This is a genomic window from Albidovulum sediminicola, from assembly GCF_025751575.1.
Classification (GTDB): Bacteria; Pseudomonadota; Alphaproteobacteria; order Rhodobacterales; family Rhodobacteraceae; genus Albidovulum; species Albidovulum sediminicola.
In genome coordinates, this window is sequence record NZ_JAOWLA010000006.1 from 43478 (window position 1) to 63961 (window position 20484).

20 protein-coding genes are annotated in these 20484 nt (G+C 64.9%); 10 read left to right on the top strand and 10 right to left on the bottom strand.

What is annotated here, in order from left to right; all coding sequences use genetic code 11:
• Positions 1-8 precede the first annotated feature (8 nt).
• The 7 genes from OE647_RS07770 to cysE are packed head-to-tail and all read left to right on the top strand — an operon-like array spanning position 9 to position 7739.
• Positions 9-641: a DUF2460 domain-containing protein gene (locus OE647_RS07770; protein ID WP_263721151.1), complete on the top strand. Its 633-nt coding sequence runs from the start codon at positions 9-11 to the stop codon at positions 639-641.
• Complete coding sequence (locus tag OE647_RS07775; protein WP_263721152.1) at positions 638-1525, top strand: DUF2163 domain-containing protein; 888 nt, start codon at positions 638-640, stop codon at positions 1523-1525. The genes OE647_RS07770 and OE647_RS07775 overlap by 4 nt, the downstream gene beginning before the upstream one ends.
• Positions 1522-1947, top strand: a complete 426-nt coding sequence (locus OE647_RS07780) for an NlpC/P60 family protein (protein WP_263721153.1) — start codon at positions 1522-1524, stop codon at positions 1945-1947. Before OE647_RS07775 ends, OE647_RS07780 begins: the two co-directional genes overlap by 4 nt.
• 11 nt (positions 1948-1958) lie before the next feature.
• Positions 1959-5858 (top strand): baseplate multidomain protein megatron, encoded by a 3900-nt coding sequence (locus tag OE647_RS07785; protein WP_263721154.1) that lies wholly within the window; start codon positions 1959-1961, stop codon positions 5856-5858.
• Positions 5851-6561, top strand: coding sequence for a DUF2793 domain-containing protein (locus tag OE647_RS07790; RefSeq protein ID WP_263721155.1), 711 nt, complete (start codon positions 5851-5853; stop codon positions 6559-6561). Before OE647_RS07785 ends, OE647_RS07790 begins: the two co-directional genes overlap by 8 nt.
• 3 nt (positions 6562-6564) lie before the next feature.
• Positions 6565-6903, top strand: coding sequence for a DUF7742 family protein (locus OE647_RS20235; RefSeq protein WP_459542707.1), 339 nt, complete (start codon positions 6565-6567; stop codon positions 6901-6903).
• 26 nt (positions 6904-6929) lie between these two features.
• Complete coding sequence (gene cysE, locus OE647_RS07795) at positions 6930-7739, top strand: serine O-acetyltransferase (RefSeq protein ID WP_263721156.1); 810 nt, start codon at positions 6930-6932, stop codon at positions 7737-7739.
• Between the two features lie 68 nt (positions 7740-7807).
• Here the strand turns inward: cysE and OE647_RS07800 are convergent, their stop codons facing one another.
• The 6 genes from OE647_RS07800 to OE647_RS07825 all read right to left on the bottom strand — a co-directional run bounded on the left by OE647_RS07800 (position 7808) and on the right by OE647_RS07825 (position 14323).
• Complete coding sequence (locus OE647_RS07800; RefSeq protein WP_263721157.1) at positions 7808-9112, bottom strand: pyruvate dehydrogenase complex dihydrolipoamide acetyltransferase; 1305 nt, start codon at positions 9110-9112, stop codon at positions 7808-7810.
• 12 nt (positions 9113-9124) lie between these two features.
• Positions 9125-10483, bottom strand: a complete 1359-nt coding sequence (locus tag OE647_RS07805; protein ID WP_263721158.1) for a pyruvate dehydrogenase complex E1 component subunit beta — start codon at positions 10481-10483, stop codon at positions 9125-9127.
• A gap of 13 nt (positions 10484-10496) precedes the next feature.
• Entirely contained in the window at positions 10497-11486 is a 990-nt protein-coding gene (gene pdhA / locus OE647_RS07810; protein WP_263721159.1) for a pyruvate dehydrogenase (acetyl-transferring) E1 component subunit alpha, read from the bottom strand.
• 224 nt (positions 11487-11710) lie between these two features.
• Entirely contained in the window at positions 11711-12013 is a 303-nt protein-coding gene (locus OE647_RS07815) for a septum formation initiator family protein (protein WP_263721160.1), read from the bottom strand.
• A gap of 97 nt (positions 12014-12110) precedes the next feature.
• Positions 12111-13001 (bottom strand): fructose bisphosphate aldolase, encoded by an 891-nt coding sequence (locus OE647_RS07820; RefSeq protein ID WP_263721161.1) that lies wholly within the window; start codon positions 12999-13001, stop codon positions 12111-12113.
• A gap of 131 nt (positions 13002-13132) precedes the next feature.
• Positions 13133-14323: a phosphoglycerate kinase gene (locus tag OE647_RS07825; protein ID WP_263721162.1), complete on the bottom strand. Its 1191-nt coding sequence runs from the start codon at positions 14321-14323 to the stop codon at positions 13133-13135.
• A 152-nt stretch (positions 14324-14475) separates the two neighbouring features.
• On the opposite strand from OE647_RS07825, the gene OE647_RS07830 reads away from it, so the two are divergent.
• The gene (locus tag OE647_RS07830) at positions 14476-14982 is read left to right on the top strand and encodes a peptidylprolyl isomerase (protein ID WP_263721163.1); all 507 of its coding nucleotides are present in this window, start codon (positions 14476-14478) and stop codon (positions 14980-14982) included.
• Entirely contained in the window at positions 14975-15586 is a 612-nt protein-coding gene (locus tag OE647_RS07835) for a peptidylprolyl isomerase (RefSeq protein ID WP_412174934.1), read from the top strand. The genes OE647_RS07830 and OE647_RS07835 overlap by 8 nt, the downstream gene beginning before the upstream one ends.
• Before the next feature lie 92 nt (positions 15587-15678).
• Here the strand turns inward: OE647_RS07835 and tyrS are convergent, their stop codons facing one another.
• Complete coding sequence (tyrS, locus tag OE647_RS07840; RefSeq protein WP_263721323.1) at positions 15679-16929, bottom strand: tyrosine--tRNA ligase; 1251 nt, start codon at positions 16927-16929, stop codon at positions 15679-15681.
• A 61-nt stretch (positions 16930-16990) separates the two neighbouring features.
• Here tyrS and OE647_RS07845 point away from each other — a divergent pair, with 61 nt between their 5' ends.
• Complete coding sequence (locus OE647_RS07845; RefSeq protein ID WP_263721164.1) at positions 16991-18103, top strand: anhydro-N-acetylmuramic acid kinase; 1113 nt, start codon at positions 16991-16993, stop codon at positions 18101-18103.
• Between the two features lie 7 nt (positions 18104-18110).
• On the opposite strand, the gene rarD is transcribed toward OE647_RS07845, so the two are convergent.
• From rarD to OE647_RS07860, 3 genes are all read right to left on the bottom strand, one after another.
• A complete protein-coding gene (gene rarD / locus OE647_RS07850; RefSeq protein WP_263721165.1) occupies positions 18111-19025 on the bottom strand; it encodes an EamA family transporter RarD in 915 nt (304 codons plus the stop codon).
• A gap of 75 nt (positions 19026-19100) precedes the next feature.
• The gene (locus tag OE647_RS07855; RefSeq protein WP_263721166.1) at positions 19101-19991 is read right to left on the bottom strand and encodes a fatty acid desaturase; all 891 of its coding nucleotides are present in this window, start codon (positions 19989-19991) and stop codon (positions 19101-19103) included.
• A 26-nt stretch (positions 19992-20017) separates the two neighbouring features.
• On the bottom strand, positions 20018-20440 hold the full coding sequence (locus OE647_RS07860) for a cupin domain-containing protein (protein WP_263721167.1): 423 nt from the start codon (positions 20438-20440) through the stop codon (positions 20018-20020).
• Between the last annotated feature and the right edge of the window lie 44 nt (positions 20441-20484).

Below are 20484 nucleotides of genomic sequence, written 5' to 3' on the forward strand. Positions count from 1 at the left end.
AGAGAGAGATGGCCTTTCACGAGGTTCGATTTCCCACGAAGCTGAGCTTCGGCTCGGTCGGGGGGCCTGAGCGGCGGACTGAGATCGTTACGCTCGCCAACGGGTTCGAAGAGCGCAACACGCCTTGGGCAGAGGCCCGCCGACGCTATGATGCAGGTGTCAGCCTGCGCAGCCTGGACGACATTGGCGAGCTGATCGCGTTCTTTGAGGCAAGGCAGGGACAGTTGCACGCGTTCCGCTGGAAGGACTGGACCGACTACAAGTCCTGCTCGGTCTCCGGCGCGCCCGCCTACACCGATCAGGTGATCGGGATCGGTGATGAGGTTCTTCGCGGGTTTCAGCTGGTAAAGACCTACGCCTCGGGCGGGCATGCACAGGTCCGGCGGATCACCAAGCCGGTCGCCGGAACCGTGCGCATTGGCCTTCAGGGCGACGAGCTGGCGGAAGGCGTCCATTTCACCGTCGATGTCGAAACCGGGGTCGTCACCTTCGCCTCGCCGCCCGCCGTCGGCGAAACGGTGACGGCGGGGTTCGAGTTTGATGTGCCGGTGCGCTTCGATAGCGATGCGATCCAGGTTTCAGTCGCCTCGTTCCAGGCGGGCGATGTTCCAAACGTTCCAGTGGTGGAGGTGCGGCTGTGAGCGGGTTCTCCGGCGAGTTCATCGCGCATCTGGAAAGCGGCGCGACCACGGTCGCGCGCGCCTTCGCGGTGACGCGGCGCGATGGGCTGACACTGGGTTTCACCGATCACGACCGATCGCTTTCTTTCGAGGGGATCGCGTTTCGTGCCGATGCAGGGCTGACAGCGAAGGCCGTACAGAGTGGCACGGGCCTCGCGGTCGATAATACTGAAGCCCTTGGCGCGTTGAGTTCCGAGGCGATCACCGAGACGGATATCCTTGCTGGCCGGTACGATGGCGCCGAGGTTCGGGCCTGGCTGGTCAACTGGGCCGACACCGCGCAGCGGGCCCTGATCTTTCGCGGATCACTTGGTGAGGTCACGCGGCGTGGGGGGGCGTTTTCAGCCGAGTTGCGGGGGCTGGCTGAGGCACTTAACCAACCACAGGGCCGTATCTACCATGCGCGCTGCTCGGCGATCCTCGGGGATCGGGCCTGTAGCTTTGACACGGCCTCCCCCGGCTATCGTGTGGAGCTACCGGTCGAAGTGGTCGAGGACGGGCGGGTCTTTCACTTTGCTCAACTTGCCGGCCATGACGACCGCTGGTTTGAGAAGGGCCGGTTAACGGTTCTGGACGGTACGGCGGAGGGCCTGATCGGGATCGTCAAGAACGATCGCATCCGTGGGACGCGACGCGAGATCGAGTTGTGGCAATCGCTCGGCATAGCGCCCGCAGCCGGCACGATCGTCCGGATCGAGGCAGGGTGCGACAAGCGAGCGGAGACGTGTCGGCTCAAGTTCGCAAACCTTCTGAATTTTCAGGGGTTTCCGGATATTCCCGGTGAGGACTGGCTGATCGATTATCCGACGTCCGGCGCTGCCAAGGACGGCGGGAGCCTCAGATGACGGGCGTGGTTGGATTGCAGGCGGTCGAGATCGCACGGCGCTGGATCGGCACGCCCTACCGTCATCAGGCGTCCTGTCTCGGGGCGGGGTGTGATTGCCTTGGCCTGCTCAGGGCGGTCTGGCGGGAGCTTTACGGAGAAGAGCCCGAGGCCGTTCCAGCCTATACACGCGATTGGTCCGAGCCCGAGGGTGAGGAACGCCTTTGGGCTGCGGCGGGTCGCCATTTGGTGGCTTGCAGCGGTGCGCTGGCGGCTGGCCAGGTGCTGCTATTCCGCATGCGCGACGGGTCGGTCGCCAAGCATCTGGGTATCGCCTCCGGGCGCGACAGCTTCATTCACGCCTATTCAGGGCACGGTGTGGTCGAAAGCGCCCTGACCGACGCATGGCGCCGTCGCGTGGCGGCGCGTTTCGAATTTCCCTAAGGAGAGTCCTCATGGCAACCATCCTGCTGTCAGCCGCGGGCGCATTTGTCGGTGCGGGCTTCGGTGGCACCATCCTGGGTCTGTCCGGCGCGGTCATCGGGCGAGCCATCGGCGCGACGATTGGCCGGATGATCGACCAGCGGGTTCTGGGATCGGGATCGCGCGCCGTCGAAACGGGCCGGATTGATCGCTACCGTCTGACTTCGGCGAGCGAAGGAGCGCCCGTTGGCCTTGTCTGGGGTCGGATGCGAGTTTCCGGGCAGGTCATCTGGGCAACCCGATTTCGTGAGCACGTGGCAACCTCTGGCGGGGGCAAGGGAATGCCCTCGCAGCCTACGGTAACGGAGTATTCCTACTCGGTCAGCCTCGCCGTCGCTCTTGGTGAGGGTGAGATAACGCGCGTTGGTCGCATCTGGGCGGACGGCGTTGAGATCTCTCCCGATGAAGTGACGATGCGCGTCTATACCGGGGCCTACGATCAACTGCCGGACCCGAAGATCGAGGCGGTCGAAGGCGCTGGGGCCGTGCCGGCATATCGTGGTATCGCCTATGTCGTGTTTGAGGATCTGCCCGTGACACGCTTCGGAAACCGCGTGCCGCAACTGTCGTTCGAGGTGTTCCGCCCGGCACAGGGTCCTGCAACGAAGGCCGTTGCCGATCTGCGCGAGGGCGTGCGCGGCGTGGCATTGATCCCTGGAACGGGTGAGTATGCCTTGGCGACGACGCCGGTTCACTATCAGGAGGGTGTAGGCCGGAACGTCTCGGCCAATGTCCATTCTCCTGTCGGAGGCACGGACTTTTCGGTCTCGCTCCGCGCGCTGCGCGAGGAGTTGCCGAACTGCGGTTCCGTCTCGCTGCTCGTTTCCTGGTTCGGCAGTGACCTGCGATGCGCCGCGTGCGAAGTAAAGCCGAAGGTCGAATATTCGTCGCGCGAAGGGCAGGGGATGGCCTGGCGCGCGGGTGGGGTCAAGCGGCATGCGGCCGAGATGGTCGCGCGCAAGGATGATAGGCCGGTCTACGGCGGAACGCCGGCCGACGCCTCCGTTGTCGAGGCGATTGCGGCGATCCGGGCGGATGGGCAGGCGGTCATGTTTTGTCCCTTCATCCTGATGGATCAGTTGGAGGGCAACGGCCTGACTGACCCCTGGGACGGCTCAGCGGAACAGTCCGTGCTGCCATGGCGCGGGCGGATCACCTTGTCCGTGGCACCGGGCCGTTCGGGTAGTCCAGACCGGACTGCGGCGGCGGGGGAGGAAGTCGCGGCCTTCTTCGGGACTGTCCAGGCCTCAGACTTCACGGTGTCGGGCACCACGATCACTTACGCAGGTCCGGCGGAGTGGTCCTACCGCCGTTTCGTTCTGCATTATGCGCATCTTTGCGCTGCAGCAGGTGGCGTCGATGCATTCCTGATCGGGTCGGAACTGCGGGGCCTGACCGGTATTCGGGGTGCCGACGACGCCTTCGTCGCGGTTGAGGCCCTGCGACACCTGGCGGCGGATGTGCGCTCGATCCTGGGTCCCCAGACAAAGATCAGCTATGCGGCGGACTGGTCGGAATACAATTGCTATCAGGACGGTTCGGGTGATCTTCTCTATCCGCTCGACGCGCTCTGGGCGGATCCGAACGTGGACTTCGTGGCGATCGACAACTACCTGCCGCTGTCCGACTGGCGCGAGGGAACCGCGCAGGCCGACGCCCATTGGGGCACGATCTACAACCTCGACTATCTGAAAGCGAACGTCGAAGGTGGCGAATACTACGACTGGTATTACGCGTGCGACGCGCATCGTGTGGCGCAGATCCGGACCCCGATCGAGGATGGCGCCCACGGAGAGCCTTGGGTCTGGCGCCTAAAGGACTTTCGTTCTTGGTGGGAAAACGCCCATCACGAGCGGATTGGCGGCATCCGGCAGTCTGCCCCAACGGCCTGGGAACCGCGGTCGAAACCAATCTGGTTCGCTGAGTACGGATGCGCCGCCATCGATCGGGGCACCAACGAGCCGAACAAGTTCCTTGACCCGAAATCGTCGGAAAGCGCCCTGCCTTTCGGGTCCGACGGCCGACGCGACGATCTGATCCAGATGCAGTATCTGCGTGCGATGCGCGAATACTGGGACGATCCCGCCCGAAACCCGGTTTCCGACCGGTACGACGGCCGGATGATCGACATGGAGCATGCCCATGTCTGGTCCTGGGACGCGCGCCCGTTTCCACAGTTTCCGGGCGACACGGCGCTCTGGTCGGACGGGGAGAACTATGCGCGTGGCCATTGGCTGAACGGACGCGCCGCCTCCCAGCCGCTCGCGAGCGTGGTGGCGGAGATCTGCGATCGTTCCGGCCTTCGCGACATCGACGTATCGCAGCTTCACGGGTTTGTTCGTGGCTATGGGGTCTCGGATGTCGGCACGGGGCGCGCGGGGTTGCAGCCCCTGATGCTGGCCTTTGGATTTGACGCGGCAGAGCGTGATGGCGTTTTGTCCTTCCGGATGCGGGATGGGCGCCCCGTGCGGGCGCTTACGCCCGATCACCTCGCCGTTACCGACGATCTGGACGGCTGGACGGAAACCGACCGCGCGCCCGAGGCGGAATTGGCCGGGCGCGTGCGCTTGAATTTCGTCGAGGCGGAAGGAGATTACGAGGCACGATCGGTCGAGGCGATCTTTCCGGATGAGCGGACCCAAAGCGTATCCCAATCGGAACTCAATCTGTCGCTGACGCGAAGCGAGGGGCAGCGGATCGTCGAACGCTGGCTTTCGGAAGCGCGCGTGGCCAGGGATAGCGCGCGCTTCGCGGTGCCGCCCTCTGCCGGGGCGCTTGCGGCTGGGGATGTCGTGACCTGCGCGGATCGCACCTATCGCATCGATCAGGTCGAAAGGGCCGGGGCACTTCAGTTGGACGCGGTTCGGGTGGAATCCGCAGTCTATGAGCCTTCGGACGAAGCTGAAGAGCGGGTAACCCCGCGGCCTTTCGCGCCGCCCTTGCCTGTCGCTGCGCTGTTTCTGGATCTTCCGCTTCTGTCCGGTGACGAGGTACCGCACGCCCCGCATATCGCCGCGACTGCGGAACCCTGGCCAGGAACCGTGGCGGTCTATGCCTCAGACGCCGATGCGGGCTATGCGCTTGACCAGATCCTGACTGTTCGGTCGATCATGGGGCAGACACTCACGCCGCTCGCCTCGGCGAGGCCGGGTATCTGGGACAGGGGGGGCGTGTTGCGGGTCAATGTTACCGGCGGCGCGTTGAGCTCGGTCGGTAGCGAGCAGGTGCTGAACGGGGCAAACCTGATGGCGATCGGCGATGGAACCCCAACGAACTGGGAGGTTTTGCAGTTCCAGGAGGCGCTTTTGGTCGGCCCGGATACCTATGATCTGCGCCATCTGCTGCGTGGACAGGTGGGCACCGATGCCATCGCGCCGGACATCTGGCCTGTCGGTAGCCACGTCGTGCTTCTGGACGGTGCGCCACGGCAGATCGGGCTTTCCGTAGAAGCGCGCGACCTGTCGCGGCATTTCCGGATAGGCCCGGCGACGCGGAGCTATGACGATCCTTCCTATCTGCATCTTGTCGAGGCGTTCCCGGGCATCGGCCTTCGCCCCTATGCGCCAGCGCACTTGCGGGGCGCCTGGCAGGGTGGAGACCTCTCCATAAGCTGGGTTCGCCGAACGCGGGTCAGCGGCGATAGCTGGAGCGGGATCGAAGTCCCCTTGGGCGAAAGCCGAGAGGCCTACGTGGTGCGGATCGTTCAGAACGGCGCCATTCGCCGGGAAATCACGGTTGGTCTGCCTTATTGGACCTACGCCCAGGCGCTGATCCAGGCGGACGCGGTCGCAGCGCCTTTCGAGATCCATGTCGCACAACTCTCCGACGCCTTCGGGCCCGGCGCATTCACGAGGATGAACATCAATGACTGATACCAGCCAACTGGGCTTGCCGCTCGTTCAGGCATCGCAGGCGCAAAAGCATGTCACCGTCAACGAGGCGCTCATGCGCCTCGACGGGTTGGTCCAATTGACCCTGCAATCCATCAGCCAAGCGACACCCCCGGTGGTGGTCCTTGATGGGATGTGTTTTGGCGTCCCGGCTGGTGCGGTTAACGCCTGGAGTGGGCGGGAGGGCACGGTCGCGATCGGCACCAACGGCGGCTGGAGCTTCGCCGCGCCCGCACGCGGATGGCGGGCTCACGTTGCCGACGTTGGGGCTGGCGCGATTCACGATGGCACGAACTGGCGCATTGGGCAGGTCACGCTTTCGCCCTACAATTCCGGCCTCGCCGCGCGTGTCGCGGAGGTCGATCACGTCTTGACGCCGGGTTCGGCCTCCATCACGGGTGCGATCATCCCGTCGAATGCGGTTGTCATCGGGGCCACCGCACGGGTGGTCAGCGAGATCACCGGGACGCTGTCGAGTTGGCAGCTTGGCAACCCCGGCGCGGCGGGGCGCTACGGGGCGGGGCTCGGCTTGGCGGTGGGCTCCTACGCACGCGGTGTCCTGGGGCAACCGACGACATTCTACGCGCCGGAGGCCATGCAGCTAGACGCATCGGGCGGGGATTTCGCGTCCGGCACGGTGCGTATCGCCGTCCACTACCTGACGCTTTCGCTCCCGGATCTCTAGCGATTGCGAACCCCGACACATGCTGACGTGGTTGCGGCGGCCCGCGCGCTTTTACGGTTTGAGCCTGATGAGCGCGGCGGGCAGCTTGCCTCTTGGCTTCTTCATGCGGATTGGGCGGACCGGTATCGAAAACGCATAGGCCGCGTGCATCCGGTCTGGGGAAACGGAACGCTGATTTCCGCCGTTCGGCAGGCTGTGCCGAACCCCGCTACGGAGCCCTATCTGACCGATGCTTCCTATCTGGAAGCGCTTGTGCTGGTGCTGGACACCCTACTCCGCCGTCATCGGTGCAATCGTGGCGTCTCCACTCTACCGGTTTCGCCGGGCGTTCCTATCTGTTAGAAGGGAACAAGCGCGGAGGTGTTGCCATGGCCCAGAGAAACCCGAAAGTCGCATCTGTAGATCCGGTCTGGACGCATATCTGTGAAGAAGCCCGTGCGGCCGTGCGTGACGAGCCGCTGCTGGGCGGCTTCATCCATTCGGGTGTGCTCCATCATCCGTCGATGGAGCGGGCGCTCGCCTATCGCTTCTCGCTCAAGCTCGCCTCAGGCGAGATGAGCGAGCAGGTCCTGCGCGAGATCGCGGATGAGGCGCTGGCGACCGACCCCGAGATCGGTCAGGCGGCGCGCGCGGATTGCGTGGCCGTCTATGACCGCGACCCCGCATGCCACCGGTTCTTGCAACCGATCCTGTTCTTCAAGGGCTATCAGGCGGTGCAAGCCTATCGCATCGGGCACTGGCTCTGGATGACCGGACGGCGCGATCTGGCCTACTTCGTGCAAATGCGTGTGAGCGAGGTCTTTGGCGTTGATATCCATCCGGGCGCACGGATTGGGCGTGGGATCATGATCGACCACGCCCATTCCATCGTGATTGGCGAGACGGCGGTCGTCGGGGACAACGTCTCCATGCTGCATTCAGTGACGCTGGGCGGCACTGGCAAGGAAGATGGCGACCGTCATCCGAAAATCGGAAATGGCGTGATGATCGGGGCGGGCGCTAAAGTCTTGGGAAATATCCGCGTGGGCGATTGTTCCCGCATCGCGGCTGGGTCGGTCGTTCTGCATGACGTGCCCGAATGTTCAACGGTTGCGGGTGTTCCCGCCAAGGTGATCGGCCAGGCCGGCTGCGCTCAACCTGCACTGGCGATGGATCAGTTGATCGACGACGGGATCTGAAACCCCGTAAGAATGGTAAAAGGCCGGGGCATCTGCCCCGGCCTTTCTGTATTCCAGGTGGCCCGGGTTCAGGCCAGCATCGACAGCGGGTTCTCAAGATTGTCGACGATCGATTGAAGCAAAGCCGCACCAAGCGCCCCATCGATCACGCGGTGATCGACAGACAGCGTCATCGACATCACCGTAGCTACCCCGATCTCTCCGTCCGGTTTGACGACGGGTTTCTTGAGGCCGGCCCCCACCGCAAGGATTGCCCCGTGCGGCGGGTTGATGACGGCATCAAAGTTCTCGATCCCGAACATGCCGAGGTTTGAGATGGCGAAGCTTCCGCCCTGATATTCATGGGGGGCGAGCTTCTTGGTCTTGGCGCGGTTCGCCAGGTCCTTCATCTCCGCAGACAGCGCCGACAAGGTCTTCTTTTCGGCATCTTTCAGGACGGGCGTGAAGAGCCCGCCTTCGACCGCGACCGCGACCGCCACGTCAGAGGGCTTCAGCTTCAACATTCGGTCCCCGGCCCAGACGGCGTTCGCGTCGGGAACCGCCTGAAGCGCATTCGCGCAGGCCTTGATGATGAAGTCGTTGACCGACAGCTTCACGCCGCGCGCCTCAAGCTGCTTGTTCAACTGCCCCCGGAAGGCCATGAGCGCATCCAGCTGCACCTCGCGCCGCAGATAGAAATGCGGGATCGTCTGCTTGGCCTCGGTCAGACGCGCGGCAATCGTCTTGCGCATCCCGTCAAGCGGAACTTCGGTATATACGCGGCCTTCGTACATCCGTGCGACGACACTGGCGGACATGCCTGTCGGAGCCGTGGCGGCCGCGGGCGCCGCCGCAGCGGGAGCAGCCTCGGGTGCCGCAATCGCGGCTGCGGCCTTGGGCGCTGCGGAGGCCGCCTCCACATCCGCCTTTACGATCCGGCCGTGCGGGCCCGAGCCTGACAGGGTCGAGATATCGACGCCCTTTTCCTTTGCCAGGCGCCGCGCGAGCGGCGAGGCCAGGACGCGCGCCCCGCTGGTTGCAGCTGGCGCCGCCGGGGCGGCGGCAGGACCGGGGGCGGGCGCCACGGAGGCGGGCGCAGGCGCCGAGACAGCAGGGGCAGGCTTGGCGGCCGGGGCCGCGTCCGCGCTTTCGCCTTCCTCGACCATGATGGCGATCGGCGTGTTGACCTTCACGCCTGAGGTGCCCTCGGCGATCAGGATCTTGCCGACGATCCCCTCATCAACCGCCTCGAACTCCATCGTGGCCTTGTCGGTTTCGATCTCGGCGATGATATCGCCGGACGACACCGTGTCGCCCTCCTTCACCAGCCATTTTGCAAGTGTCCCTTCCTCCATCGTCGGAGACAGGGCGGGCATCAGGATTTCGGTTGCCATCGTCTTATCTCCTCAGCGGTAGGTGACTTTCTTGACCGCCGCCACAACCTCGTCCGAGGTCACAAGCGCCAGTTTTTCCAGGTTGGCCGCGTAGGGCATCGGCACGTCCTTGCCCGTGCAATTGATCACCGGCGCGTCGAGCCAGTCGAAGGCGCGCTCCATGATCACGGCGGACAGGTGATTGCCGATCGAGGCAACGGGCCAGCCTTCCTCAACGGTCACGCAGCGGTTCGTCTTCATGACCGAGGCGATGACAGTGTCATAATCGATCGGGCGCAGGGTGCGCAGGTCGATGACCTCGGCGCTGATGCCCTCGGCGGCCAGCTTGTCCGCCGCGTCGAGCGCATGCGTCATCCCGATCCCGAAGGAGACGATGGTCACATCCGAGCCCTCGCGCCAGATCTTCGCCTTGCCGAAGGGCACGGTGAAGTCCGGCAGGTCCGGGACCTCGAAGCTCCGGCCGTAGAGGATCTCGTTTTCCAGGAAGATGACCGGGTTCGGATCGCGGATCGCAGTCTTCAGCAGACCCTTGGCGTCGGCGGCCGAATAGGGCTGCACGACCTTCAGGCCCGGGATCTGGGCGTACCAGGCCGCGTAGTCCTGGCTGTGCTGGGCGGCCACGCGCGCAGCCGCACCATTCGGGCCGCGGAACACGATCGGGCACCCCATCTGGCCGCCGGACATGTAAAGTGTCTTGGCGGCAGAGTTGATGATGTGGTCGATCGCCTGCATGGCGAAGTTGAAGGTCATGAACTCCACGATCGGGCGTAGGCCTGCCATGGCCGAACCGACCGCGATGCCTGCAAAGCCATGCTCGGTGATCGGCGTGTCGATCACGCGCCGTTCACCAAACTGGTCGAGCAACCCTTGGGAGATCTTGTAGGCGCCCTGGTACTCGCCCACTTCCTCCCCCATGAGGTAGACATCCTCGTCGCGGGTCATCTCTTCGGCCATCGCCTCGCGAAGCGCCTCGCGCACGGTCATGGTCTTCATCGGTGTGCCCTCGGGCCAATCCGGCGAGCGGTCGGCTACGGGCGCTGCCGGGGCCGCCGCGACGGGTGCGGAAGCCGGGGCCGGGGTTGGGGCCGGCGCGGGCGCAGCCGGGGTCGTCGCCTCGGAAACGCTCTCGCCTTCCTCGACAAGAATCGCGATGGGGGTGTTGACCTTTACGCCCTCGGTGCCCTCGGCAATCAGGATCTTGCCGACTGTCCCCTCATCGACGGCCTCGAATTCCATCGTAGCCTTGTCGGTTTCGATCTCTGCGATGATCTGGCCCGAGGTGACGCTGTCGCCCTCCTTCACCAGCCATTTCGCGAGTTTTCCCTCCTCCATCGTCGGCGACAGGGCGGGCATCAGAATTTCGGTAGCCATGCGTCAGTCCCCCTTACGCGTAGATGTCGGTCCAAAGCTCCTCGAGCGCGGGCTCGGGGCTTTGCTTCGAAAATTCGGCCGCCTCGTTCACGACCGCCTTGATTTCCTTGTCGATGGCCTTCAGGTCGTCCTCGGTCGCGTGCTTGCCTTGCAGCAGCAATTCGCGCACATGCTCGATCGCATCGCGCTCGTCGCGCATCTTCTGAACTTCCTCGCGCGTGCGGTACTTCGCCGGGTCGGACATCGAATGCCCGCGGTAACGGTAGGTCATCACCTCAAGGATGTAGGGGCCCTTGCCCTCGCGGCAGTGCGCGACAGCCTTTTCGCCGGCAGCCTTGACCGCCAGCACATCCATCCCGTCGACGGTTTCGCCCGGAATGCCGAAGGCGAGGCCACGGGTGTGCAAGTCGGGCGTGGAGGTCGAGCGGCGCTGGGCGGTCCCCATGGCGTACTGGTTATTCTCGATCACGAAGATCACCGGCAGCTTCCAAAGCGCCGCCATGTTGAAGGTTTCGTAGATCTGGCCCTGGTTTGCCGCACCGTCGCCAAAATAGGCGAAGGTAACGCGACCGTTGCCCTTATACTTATCCGCGAAGGCTAGGCCTGCGCCCAGCGGCACCTGCGCACCAACGATGCCGTGGCCGCCGTAGAAGTGCTTTTCCTTCGAGAACATGTGCATGGAGCCACCCTTCCCCTTGGAAAGGCCGCCCTCACGTCCCGTCAGTTCCGCCATCACGCCCTTGGGGTCCATCCCGCAGGCGAGCATGTGTCCGTGGTCGCGATAGGAAGTGATGCGCTTGTCGCCCTCTTCCGCCGCGGCCTCAAGTCCGACGACGACGGCTTCCTGCCCGATGTAAAGGTGGCAGAAGCCGCCGATCAGGCCCATGCCATAAAGCTGACCCGCCTTTTCCTCGAATCGCCGGATCAGGAGCATCTCCCGGTAATAGGATAGCAGCTCGTCTTTTGATGTATTTGATTTCGCTGCGACTTTTCTTGCTGCCATAGCGGCGACCTCCCAATGGCGAAAAAGTAGTTCAACGTTGAACTATCTTATAGCCCAACTTCGACGTTGTGACGAGGTTTTTTTCGCGAGATCAGGTAATCCCTGTAGGCCGGCGATGCAGGCCGCGCGAGGGGATGGCCCGGGAATTCAGGGCTGGATCGGCCTCTTCAGCGCCCACTGGCCTCGGCTCTGCTGTGACGGTCTTTCTGGGGCGGCGCCAGCGCTCAGCGGATCACGATCTCGTCGGACCGGATCAGGCCCAGGACGTCACGGGCCTGTTGATCAAGGAGGTCCAGGTCGAGGTAGTCATCCGACAGGCGGCGTGTCAGATTGGCCATGCGGGTGACCTCCTGTTTCAGACGGTCACGCTCCGCGATCAGGCCCGCCTTCTCCGCGTCGATCTGCACACGGCGGAACACGCCGAAATCCCCCTGAACGGCGGCGAACGTAAAGTAGAATGCGGCCGCCAAGGCCCCGGCGTAAAACAACACCGGCCCGATGCGGGGTGAATTTCGTGCTGCGCTCATCTATGCCTCGCTGCCGCCTCTGACGGGTGGCTGCGAGGCATAATGGCACAGGCGATTCGCCAAGGGAATCCCCTGTTTTTCCCTATTTCGGGCCGTCTCAGGTGATCGAGGCCTCGTAGATCGACTGGATCGCGCGATCCAGCGCGGCATCGAATTCCGCATCCGACTGCTGGGCCGAAAGCCCTTCGGTCAGCGCGCGGGAGAAGCTGGCGATCACGCCGGTGTTCCGCGCGAGATGCGCGTTGGCCTCGTCGCGGCTGTAGCCGCCCGAAAGCGCGACGACGCGCATGACCTTCGGGTGGTCGACCAGCGGTCGATAAAGATCGGGCTTCGTCGGCAGCGTCAGCTTCAGCATGACTTCGGTGCCGTCGGGCAGGGCATCCAGTTGCTTGAGGATCTCGGTCAGCAGGATGTCCTCGGCCTCGGCCTTGTCGGCGATGGAGATCGTGACCTCCGGTTCGATGATCGGCATCAGCCCATGTGCCAGAACCTGGCGGGCCAGGTCGAACTGCTGCGCCACGCAGGCCGCGATCCCCTTGGGGTTGGCCGCGTCGATGACGGAGCGTTCCTTGGTCCCGAAGATACCGGCCTTGACCGCCCGCTCCAGAAGCGCGTCGAGCCCGCCGATGGACTTCATCAGCTTGACCCCGTCGGTCGCGTCCTCAAGCCCCTTGTCGATCTTCAGGAAGGGCACGACGCCGCGGTCTTCCCAGATGTACTGCGCGGCGGGCTTGCCGCCGATCTCGCCGTCCATGGTCCGCTCGAACAGGATGGCGCCGATCACGCGGTCGCCGGTAAAGGCGGGCGACGTCGCGATGCGGCTGCGCATCGCGTGGATCAGCGAAAACATCTCCTCGTCATTCGACCAGGCGCCCTCGGCGATCCCATAAAGTTTCAGCGCCTTCGGGGTGGACCCGCCGCTCTGGTCGAGCGCCGCGATAAAGCCCTTGCCCGCCCGCATCTGTTTCGCCTGATCCTGCCGTGCCATCATTCTCTCCGCCAAGGAATCCCATGAGTTTACGCCCCGGCGCCCAGTCTTAGGCGAGGGGCCGGGGCGATGCAAATATGGTGGCGCAAACAGCCGCCCGGCGGGCGCACAATCCCGACTGACCGTGTCGTCTAGTCCATCAGCGCGGCAACACCCGGCAGGGTCTTGCCCTCCATCCATTCCAGGAACGCCCCTCCGGCGGTGGAGATATAGCTGAAATCCCCCGCGGCGCCCGCCTTGTTCAGCGCGGCAACGGTATCGCCGCCGCCCGCGACCGACACCAGCTTGCCCGCCTTGGTCAGTTCCGCCGCCGTACGGGCGGCCGCGTTTGTCGCGGCATCGAACGGCTCGATCTCGAACGCGCCGAGCGGCCCGTTCCAGATGAGCGTTCGGCATGTCTCGAACACCGAGGCGATGGCTGCGACGGCCTCCGGCCCCGCGTCCAGGATCATCGCGTCCTCGGGGCAGGCGTCGGCGGCCACGACCGCGCTGGCGGCACCGGCCGCGAATTCCCGCGCCACGACCACGTCGGCGGGCAGATGGATCGTGCAGCCCGCATCCGCCGCCTTGGCCAGGATCGCGCGCGCCGTGTCGGCCATGTCATGTTCGGCCAGCGACTTGCCGACGCCGATCCCCTGGGCGACCAGGAAAGTATTGGCCATGCCGCCGCCGATGATCAGGTGATCGACCTTGGTCACCAGATTGCCGAGCAGATCGAGCTTGGTGGAAACCTTGGCGCCACCGACGACGGCGGCCACGGGACGCGCCGGATCGCCCAGCGCCGCGTTCAGCGCCTTCAGTTCCGCCTCCATCAAACGTCCCGCGCAGGACGGCATCAGCTTCGCGATTCCCTCGGTCGAGGCATGCGCCCGGTGCGCCGCCGAAAACGCGTCGTTCACATAGACCTGGCCCAGCGCCGCCATGCTGGCCGCCAGCATGGGGTCGTTCTTTTCCTCGCCCTTGTGGAAGCGGGTGTTTTCCAGAAGCACCACGTCACCCGGCTGCATCGCCGCGACGGCCTTCTTCGCCGGTCCGCCGATGCAGTCCTCGGCAAAGATCACCTTGCACCCGAGCGCCTTTTCCAAAGAGGGAAGGGTGATGCGCAGGCTCATCTCTGGCACGACCTCGCCCTTGGGGCGCCCGAAATGCGCCAGCAGAACTGGCCGCCCGCCCGCCTTCAGGATGTCGCGGACGGTCGGCACGATCTTCTCGATGCGGGTCGCGTCCGTGACATGGCCCGCCTCGACCGGCACGTTGATGTCCACCCGGACAAGCACCGTCTTGTCCTTCAGCTCCATGTCGTCGAGGGTCTTCCAGCGCATCGCCGCATCCTTTCCATTCCGGGCGCACCGCCCGCCTTTTTCCGACCATTCAGCCCAACATTCACCAAAGGTCAACCGAAGGCATCGCTTTGCCCTTTCAATACGCCCGCGCCCGCACTAGGTTCCGCGGGACTTTTTCTGAGGAGACCGCCATGGCCGAGATCAAGGACCCCGAAAACACCATCATCATCGAACTGAAGGACGGCCCCGTCGTCATCGAGCTTCTGCCCGACGTCGCGCCCCATCACAGCCAGCGGATGAAGGACCTCGCCCGCGCCGGCAAGTATGACAACGTGGCCTTCCACCGTGTCATCGACGGCTTCATGGCCCAGACCGGCGACGTTGAACATGCCAACATGGAGCAGGGCTGGAACCCGCGCCGCGCCGGGACCGGCGGATCGGACCTGCCTGACCTTCCGGCCGAGTTTTCCGGCGTCCCGCATGACCGTGGCACGCTCGGGGCGGCGCGCTCATCGAACCCGAACTCGGCCAACAGCCAGTTCTTTATCAACTTCAAGGACAACCACTTCCTGAACCGCCAGTACACGGTCTATGGCCGTGTCATCTCGGGTATGGAACACGTGGACAAGATCCAGCGCGGCGAACCGCCGATGAATCCCGATCGCATGATCACCGTGAAGGTGGCCGCAGATGCGTGATCCGCGCTTTCTTGCCGGCGGCCTTTTCGCCGCCGGTTTCCTGGCGCTTGGCGCGATGGTCGCCGTGGCCCAGTCGGGGACCGAGGCCGACACGACCGACGGCCCCGGCCCCAACCTTGTGATCGAGGTGGCGGGCGAGGCCAATGGCCGTATCGTCATCGACCTCATGCCGGACGTGGCGCCGCTGCATGTCAAGCAGATCACCACGCTTGCGGCCTCGGGCGCCTATGATGGCGTGGTCTTCCACCGCGTCATTGACGGTTTCATGGCCCAGACCGGCGATGTGCAATACGGCAAGACCGGTGGCGATCTGTCGATGGCCGGCATGGGCGGCTCCGACCTCCCCGACATCCCGGCGGAGTTCTCCGAGGTGCCCTTCCTGCGCGGCATCGTCGGCATGGCCCGCTCCCAGCATCCCGACAGCGCGAACTCTCAGTTCTTCATCATGTTCGCGCCGGGGGAGTTCCTGAACGGCGACTACACCGTCGTCGGGCATGTGATCGAAGGCATGGACGTGGTCGATGCGATCAAGCGCGGCGACCAGGCCCGCAACGGGTCGGTCAGCGACCCCGACCGCATGGACAAGGTGACGGTCGCGGAATAATCCGCGACCCCGCCTTCTTCTTTTCACAAATATCCTCGGGGGGTGCGGGGGGCAGACAGCCCCCCGCGCGCGCCAAAGGCCCGGGCGGCGGCCTAGCTCAGGACTACCAGCGCGTGGCGTTTCTTGCCCGCGGTGAGTTTCAGCGGCGCCGCAAAATGGCTTGCCCCGAACATCTGTCCCGCATCGGTCGCAAGCTCGTCGTTCACCCGCGCCCCGCCTTCGGCGATCAGGCGCTTGGCGTCCTTGCCGGATTTCGCGAGGCCAGAGCGCACGATCAACTGCGCCAGGCTGATGCCCTCGCCTAGCTCGGACGGGTTCAGCTGCAACGTCGGCAGGTCCTCGCCCACGCCGCCCTTCTCGAAGACCTCGCGCGCGGTCGCCTCCGCCGCCTGTGCGGCCTCGCTCCCGTGGGCCAGCGTCGTGACCTCGTTTGCAAGGACGACCTTCGCCTGGTTGATCTCCGCGCCTTCCAGCGCGCCCAGCCGGTCGCATTCCTCGATCGGAAGCTCGGTGTAAAGCTTCAGGAACCGCCCCACGTCGGCATCCGTGGTGTTGCGCCAGAACTGCCAGAACTCGTAGGGGCTCAGCATGTCGGCATTGAGCCAGATGGCGCCCGAGGCCGATTTGCCCATCTTCTTGCCGTCCGAGGTCGTCAGAAGCGGCGAGGTCAGGCCATAGATCTCCCGGTCCAGAACCCGGCGCGTCAGGTCGATACCGTTGACGATGTTGCCCCACTGGTCGGAGCCGCCCATCTGCAACAGGCAGCCGTAACGGCGGTTCAGCTCCAGGAAGTCATAGGCCTGGAGGATCATGTAGTTGAACTCCAGGAACGACAGCGACTGCTCGCGGTCCAGCCGCGATTTCACGCTTTCGAACGACAGCATCCGGTTGACGCTGAAATGCCGCCCGATGTCGCGCAGGAAGTCGAGGTAGTTGAGCGTATCGAGCCATTCCGCGTTGTTCAGCATCAGCGCGTCCGCCGGCCCGTCGCCGAAAGTGACATAGGCGGCAAAGACCCGCTTGATGCCCGCGATGTTGTCGTCGATCTGCGCGGGCGTCAGCAGCGGACGCTCCTCCGCGCGGAAGGAGGGGTCACCCACCTTGGTCGTGCCGCCGCCCATCAGGACCAAGGGCTTGTGCCCGGTCTTCTGCAACCAACGCAGCATCATGATCTGGATGAGAGAGCCGACATGCAGCGACTTCGCCGTGGCATCAAAGCCGATATAGGCCGGGACCACGCCCTTCGCCAAAGCCTCGTCCAGGCCCTGATAATCGGTGCAGTCGGCCAGGAAGCCGCGCTCCATCATCACGCGCATGAAATCGGATTTCGGGTGGTAGGTCATCGCCGCTTGTCCCATTGATTGCGCCTTGCGTATATCTGTGGGGGCGGGCGAGGGGAAGGGCATGATGAAATCGGGTTCCATCTGGGCGCTGGGCGCCATGTCGGGGACCTCGCTCGACGGGGTGGACGCGGCGCTTGTTCTGACGGATGGCCACCGGATCGAGGCCTTCGGCGACACAGCCTACCGGCCCTATTCGGATGATGAACGCGCCGTGATCCGTGCCGCGCTCGGCCAATGGCCCGAGGGGATTGCCGTTTCCGCCGCCGCCCGCATGGTCGAGGCCGCGCATGAGGAGGTCCTGGCCCCGCTTGCGCCCAGGGCGGCCCTCGTGGGGTTCCATGGCCAGACCCTCGCCCACGATCCCGCCGGGCGTGGCACCCATCAGGCTGGCGACGGGGCGCGGCTTGCCCAGCATCTGGACCGCCCCGTGGTCTGGGATTTCCGGTCCTCGGACGTGCAACTGGGCGGGCAGGGGGCGCCGCTTGCGCCCTTCTTTCACTTCGCCTGCGCGCGCTGGATCGGCGCGCGGGCTCCGGTCGTGTTCCTGAACCTTGGCGGGGTCGGGAACCTGACCTGGGTCGATCCGGCCCAGCCTGCGCCCGAAGTGCCGGGCGCATGCCTCGCCTTCGACACCGGCCCGGCGAATGCGCCCGTGAACGACCTCATGACGGAGCGGCTGGGTGTTTCGCATGACGCCTCGGGCGGGCTGGCGGCGGAGGGCGCGGTGGACGAAGCCGTCATCGCCCGCTTCCTCGATCACCCCTATTTCCTGAAGCTGCCGCCCAAATCGCTGGACCGGAACGACTTTCACGGGCTTCTCGGCATGGTGGCGGACCTGTCGGATGCCAATGCCGCAGCCACGCTGACCTTTGCAGCTGCGGCCGCCGTTGGACGTGCGGCCGAGCATTTCCCTTCGCCACCCGAACGCATCCTCGTGACCGGCGGCGGGCGGCGTAACGTGACGCTGATGGCGATGCTCGACGACGTGCTCGACGCGCCCGTCGCCCCAGTGGAGGACGCGGGCCTCGACGGCGACATGCTGGAGGCGCAGGCCTTCGCCTACCTTGCCGTCCGGGTCGCGCGAGGCTTGCCGACCTCCTGCCCCTCGACCACGGGGGTAGGCGCGGCGGTGGGGGGCGGCCAAATCAGCTACCCCGTCGCGCCAGCGGTCTGAGCGGCCGTCAGGCCGCCGCGCGCTTGCGGCCCCGCAGCATCGCCATCGTGTAGATCACCAGCGCCGCCCAGATCAGCGGGAACGCGATCTTGCGGGTGGTGTCGAACTCTTCTCCGAAAACGAAGACCGCGGTCAGGAAGATCATCGTCGGCGCGATGTACTGCATGATCGCGATGGTCGAGAGCGTCAGCTTTTTCGCCCCGTTTGCATAAAGCACCAGCGGCACGGCGGTTACGACCCCGCAGCCCAGAAGCATCCAGGTGTCGAAGGCCGATCCCGCAAGCAGATGGCCCTGGCCACTGCTGGCGAGCCAAAGCACATAGGCCAGAGCCGGCGGGGTCAGCAGAAGAACCTCAAGCATGAAGCCCTGATTGGGACCGATCGGTAGCCATTTCTTGAAGAAGGCATAGCAGCCCCAGGTCAGCGTCAACGCCAGCGCGACGACGGGCAGATGCCCTGCCTTGATCGTCAGGATTGCGACGGCGAGGGCCGCCAGCGTGATGGCAAGCCACTGCGCGCCCGACAAGCGTTCCCCCAACAGCACCGCGCCAAGCAAGACCGAAAACAGCGGGTTGATGAAATACCCCAGCGCCGCGTCCAGCGCATGGCCCGATCCAATCGCCCAGACGTAGATCCCCCAGTTGAGGGAGACCAGCGCCGCGGTCAGGGCCGCCATGCCCAGCATCCGGGGTGTGCGAAGCGCGCGCATCAGATCCGCCGTCCGGCCCGTGGCGATCAGGATCGCACCGGCCACCGGAACCGACCAGAGGACGCGATGGGCGATCACTTCCTGCGGGGGGATATGCGCCAGCGCCTTCATGTAGAGCGGCAGGAATCCCCAAAGCACATAAGCGGCCAAGGCGAACAGAAAGCCGGGCAGGCTGTCGCCGCTTCCGGTTGCCGGTGTCTGCCCCGTGGCCATCGCGATCCCCCTGGTTCGCGGCCTGACTAGCGGAATGGCCAGGCGCCCGCCATCGCCTCTTTGTCACCGATACATTCAGCGCAGGCGCCGGGCGAGGTAGGCGCGGGTGAAGGCCGCGTAACCCTTTGCTGTGACCTTCAGTTCCGCGCGGATCAGGTGGTGAAGCTCCGGCAGGTGGTGGAACGGCACGGCCGGAAAGACGTGGTGTTCGACATGATAGGGCATGTTCCAGGCCAGGAACCGTACGACGGCATTGGTGAAGGTGGTGCGGGTGTTTTCAAACATGTTGGCAACGAAGGGGCAGTCGCCATGTTCCGCCAGCAGGTAGAGCCTCAGCATCGGCTGGCCGAGCAGGGCGGGCACCACCCAGACCCAAAGCAGCAGCGGCGACCACAGAAGCGAGAGTGCCGCCAGCGTGTAAAGCCCCAGCATCACGCGCGCCTCGCGTTCCATGCGGGGCAGGGCGCGCTCGGGAAGATAGGGCGCGCGCTCGCGCCCCGCCGCCAGCCGGAAGGTCAGCGCGATGTTCGCCCGCCAGACCGGCAGGCCGGAGACATGCCAGACCCACTGCCACAAGGTCCCGGGCTTCGTGCCCTCAAGTTCCGGGTCCTTGCCGGGGATGTTGGTGAAGCGGTGATGGGCGAGGTGGAAGTAGCGGAACCATTCGAAGGGCAGGATCAGCAGCACCCCGCAAACCCGCCCGACCCAGTCAGAAATCGCGGGCGTCCGAAAGGGCGTCCGGTGCGTGCATTCGTGTTCCAGCGTAAAGAGGAAGGCGATCAGCACCCCCTGCACCGGCAGCAGCAGGGGCCAAAGCGGGACGCGCGCCGCGATCAGCGCGCCGCATCCAAGGATCAGCCCCCAATGGCCCGCCAGATGCATCAGCCCCGCCCGGTCGCTCGGCAGCGTCAGCCTTGCCTTGTCCTCCGCGGCGAGTTGGGACAGGAAGTCGCGGTGGTCAGCCATCTGGAATTGCTCTTTCATGGATGCGCTCAGCGCGACGGAATGTCGAAGCCCGGTGGGGCAAGTTCGAACCCTTCGAAGTGGAAGCCGGGTGAGACCGTGCAGCCCGCCAGCGTCCAGTCGCCTGTCGTGCGAGCGGATTGCCAGTGCCCGGTCGGAACGATAATCTGCGGTCGCTGTCCGGACAGTAAGTCGATCCCGAGGATATTGTTTCCGAAAGGCCCGTTAGTTGTTTCCGATATGGAAACAATAAGCGGCGATCCCGCGTAATAGTGCCAGATTTCGTCTGCATCCACGCGGTGCCAGTGGCTCCGCTCGCCCGCGCGAAGCAGGAAATAGATGCAGGTGCCCGCCGGGCGGCCTTCGCCCCGCGCAACCCAGGTTTCGCGGTACCAGCCGCCCTCGGGGTGGGGGCGAAGGTCCAGCGATCGGATGATCTCGTCCGCCGTCATGGGGCGACCATGCCGCCAGTCAGATCGATCCGCAAGCCCGTTGC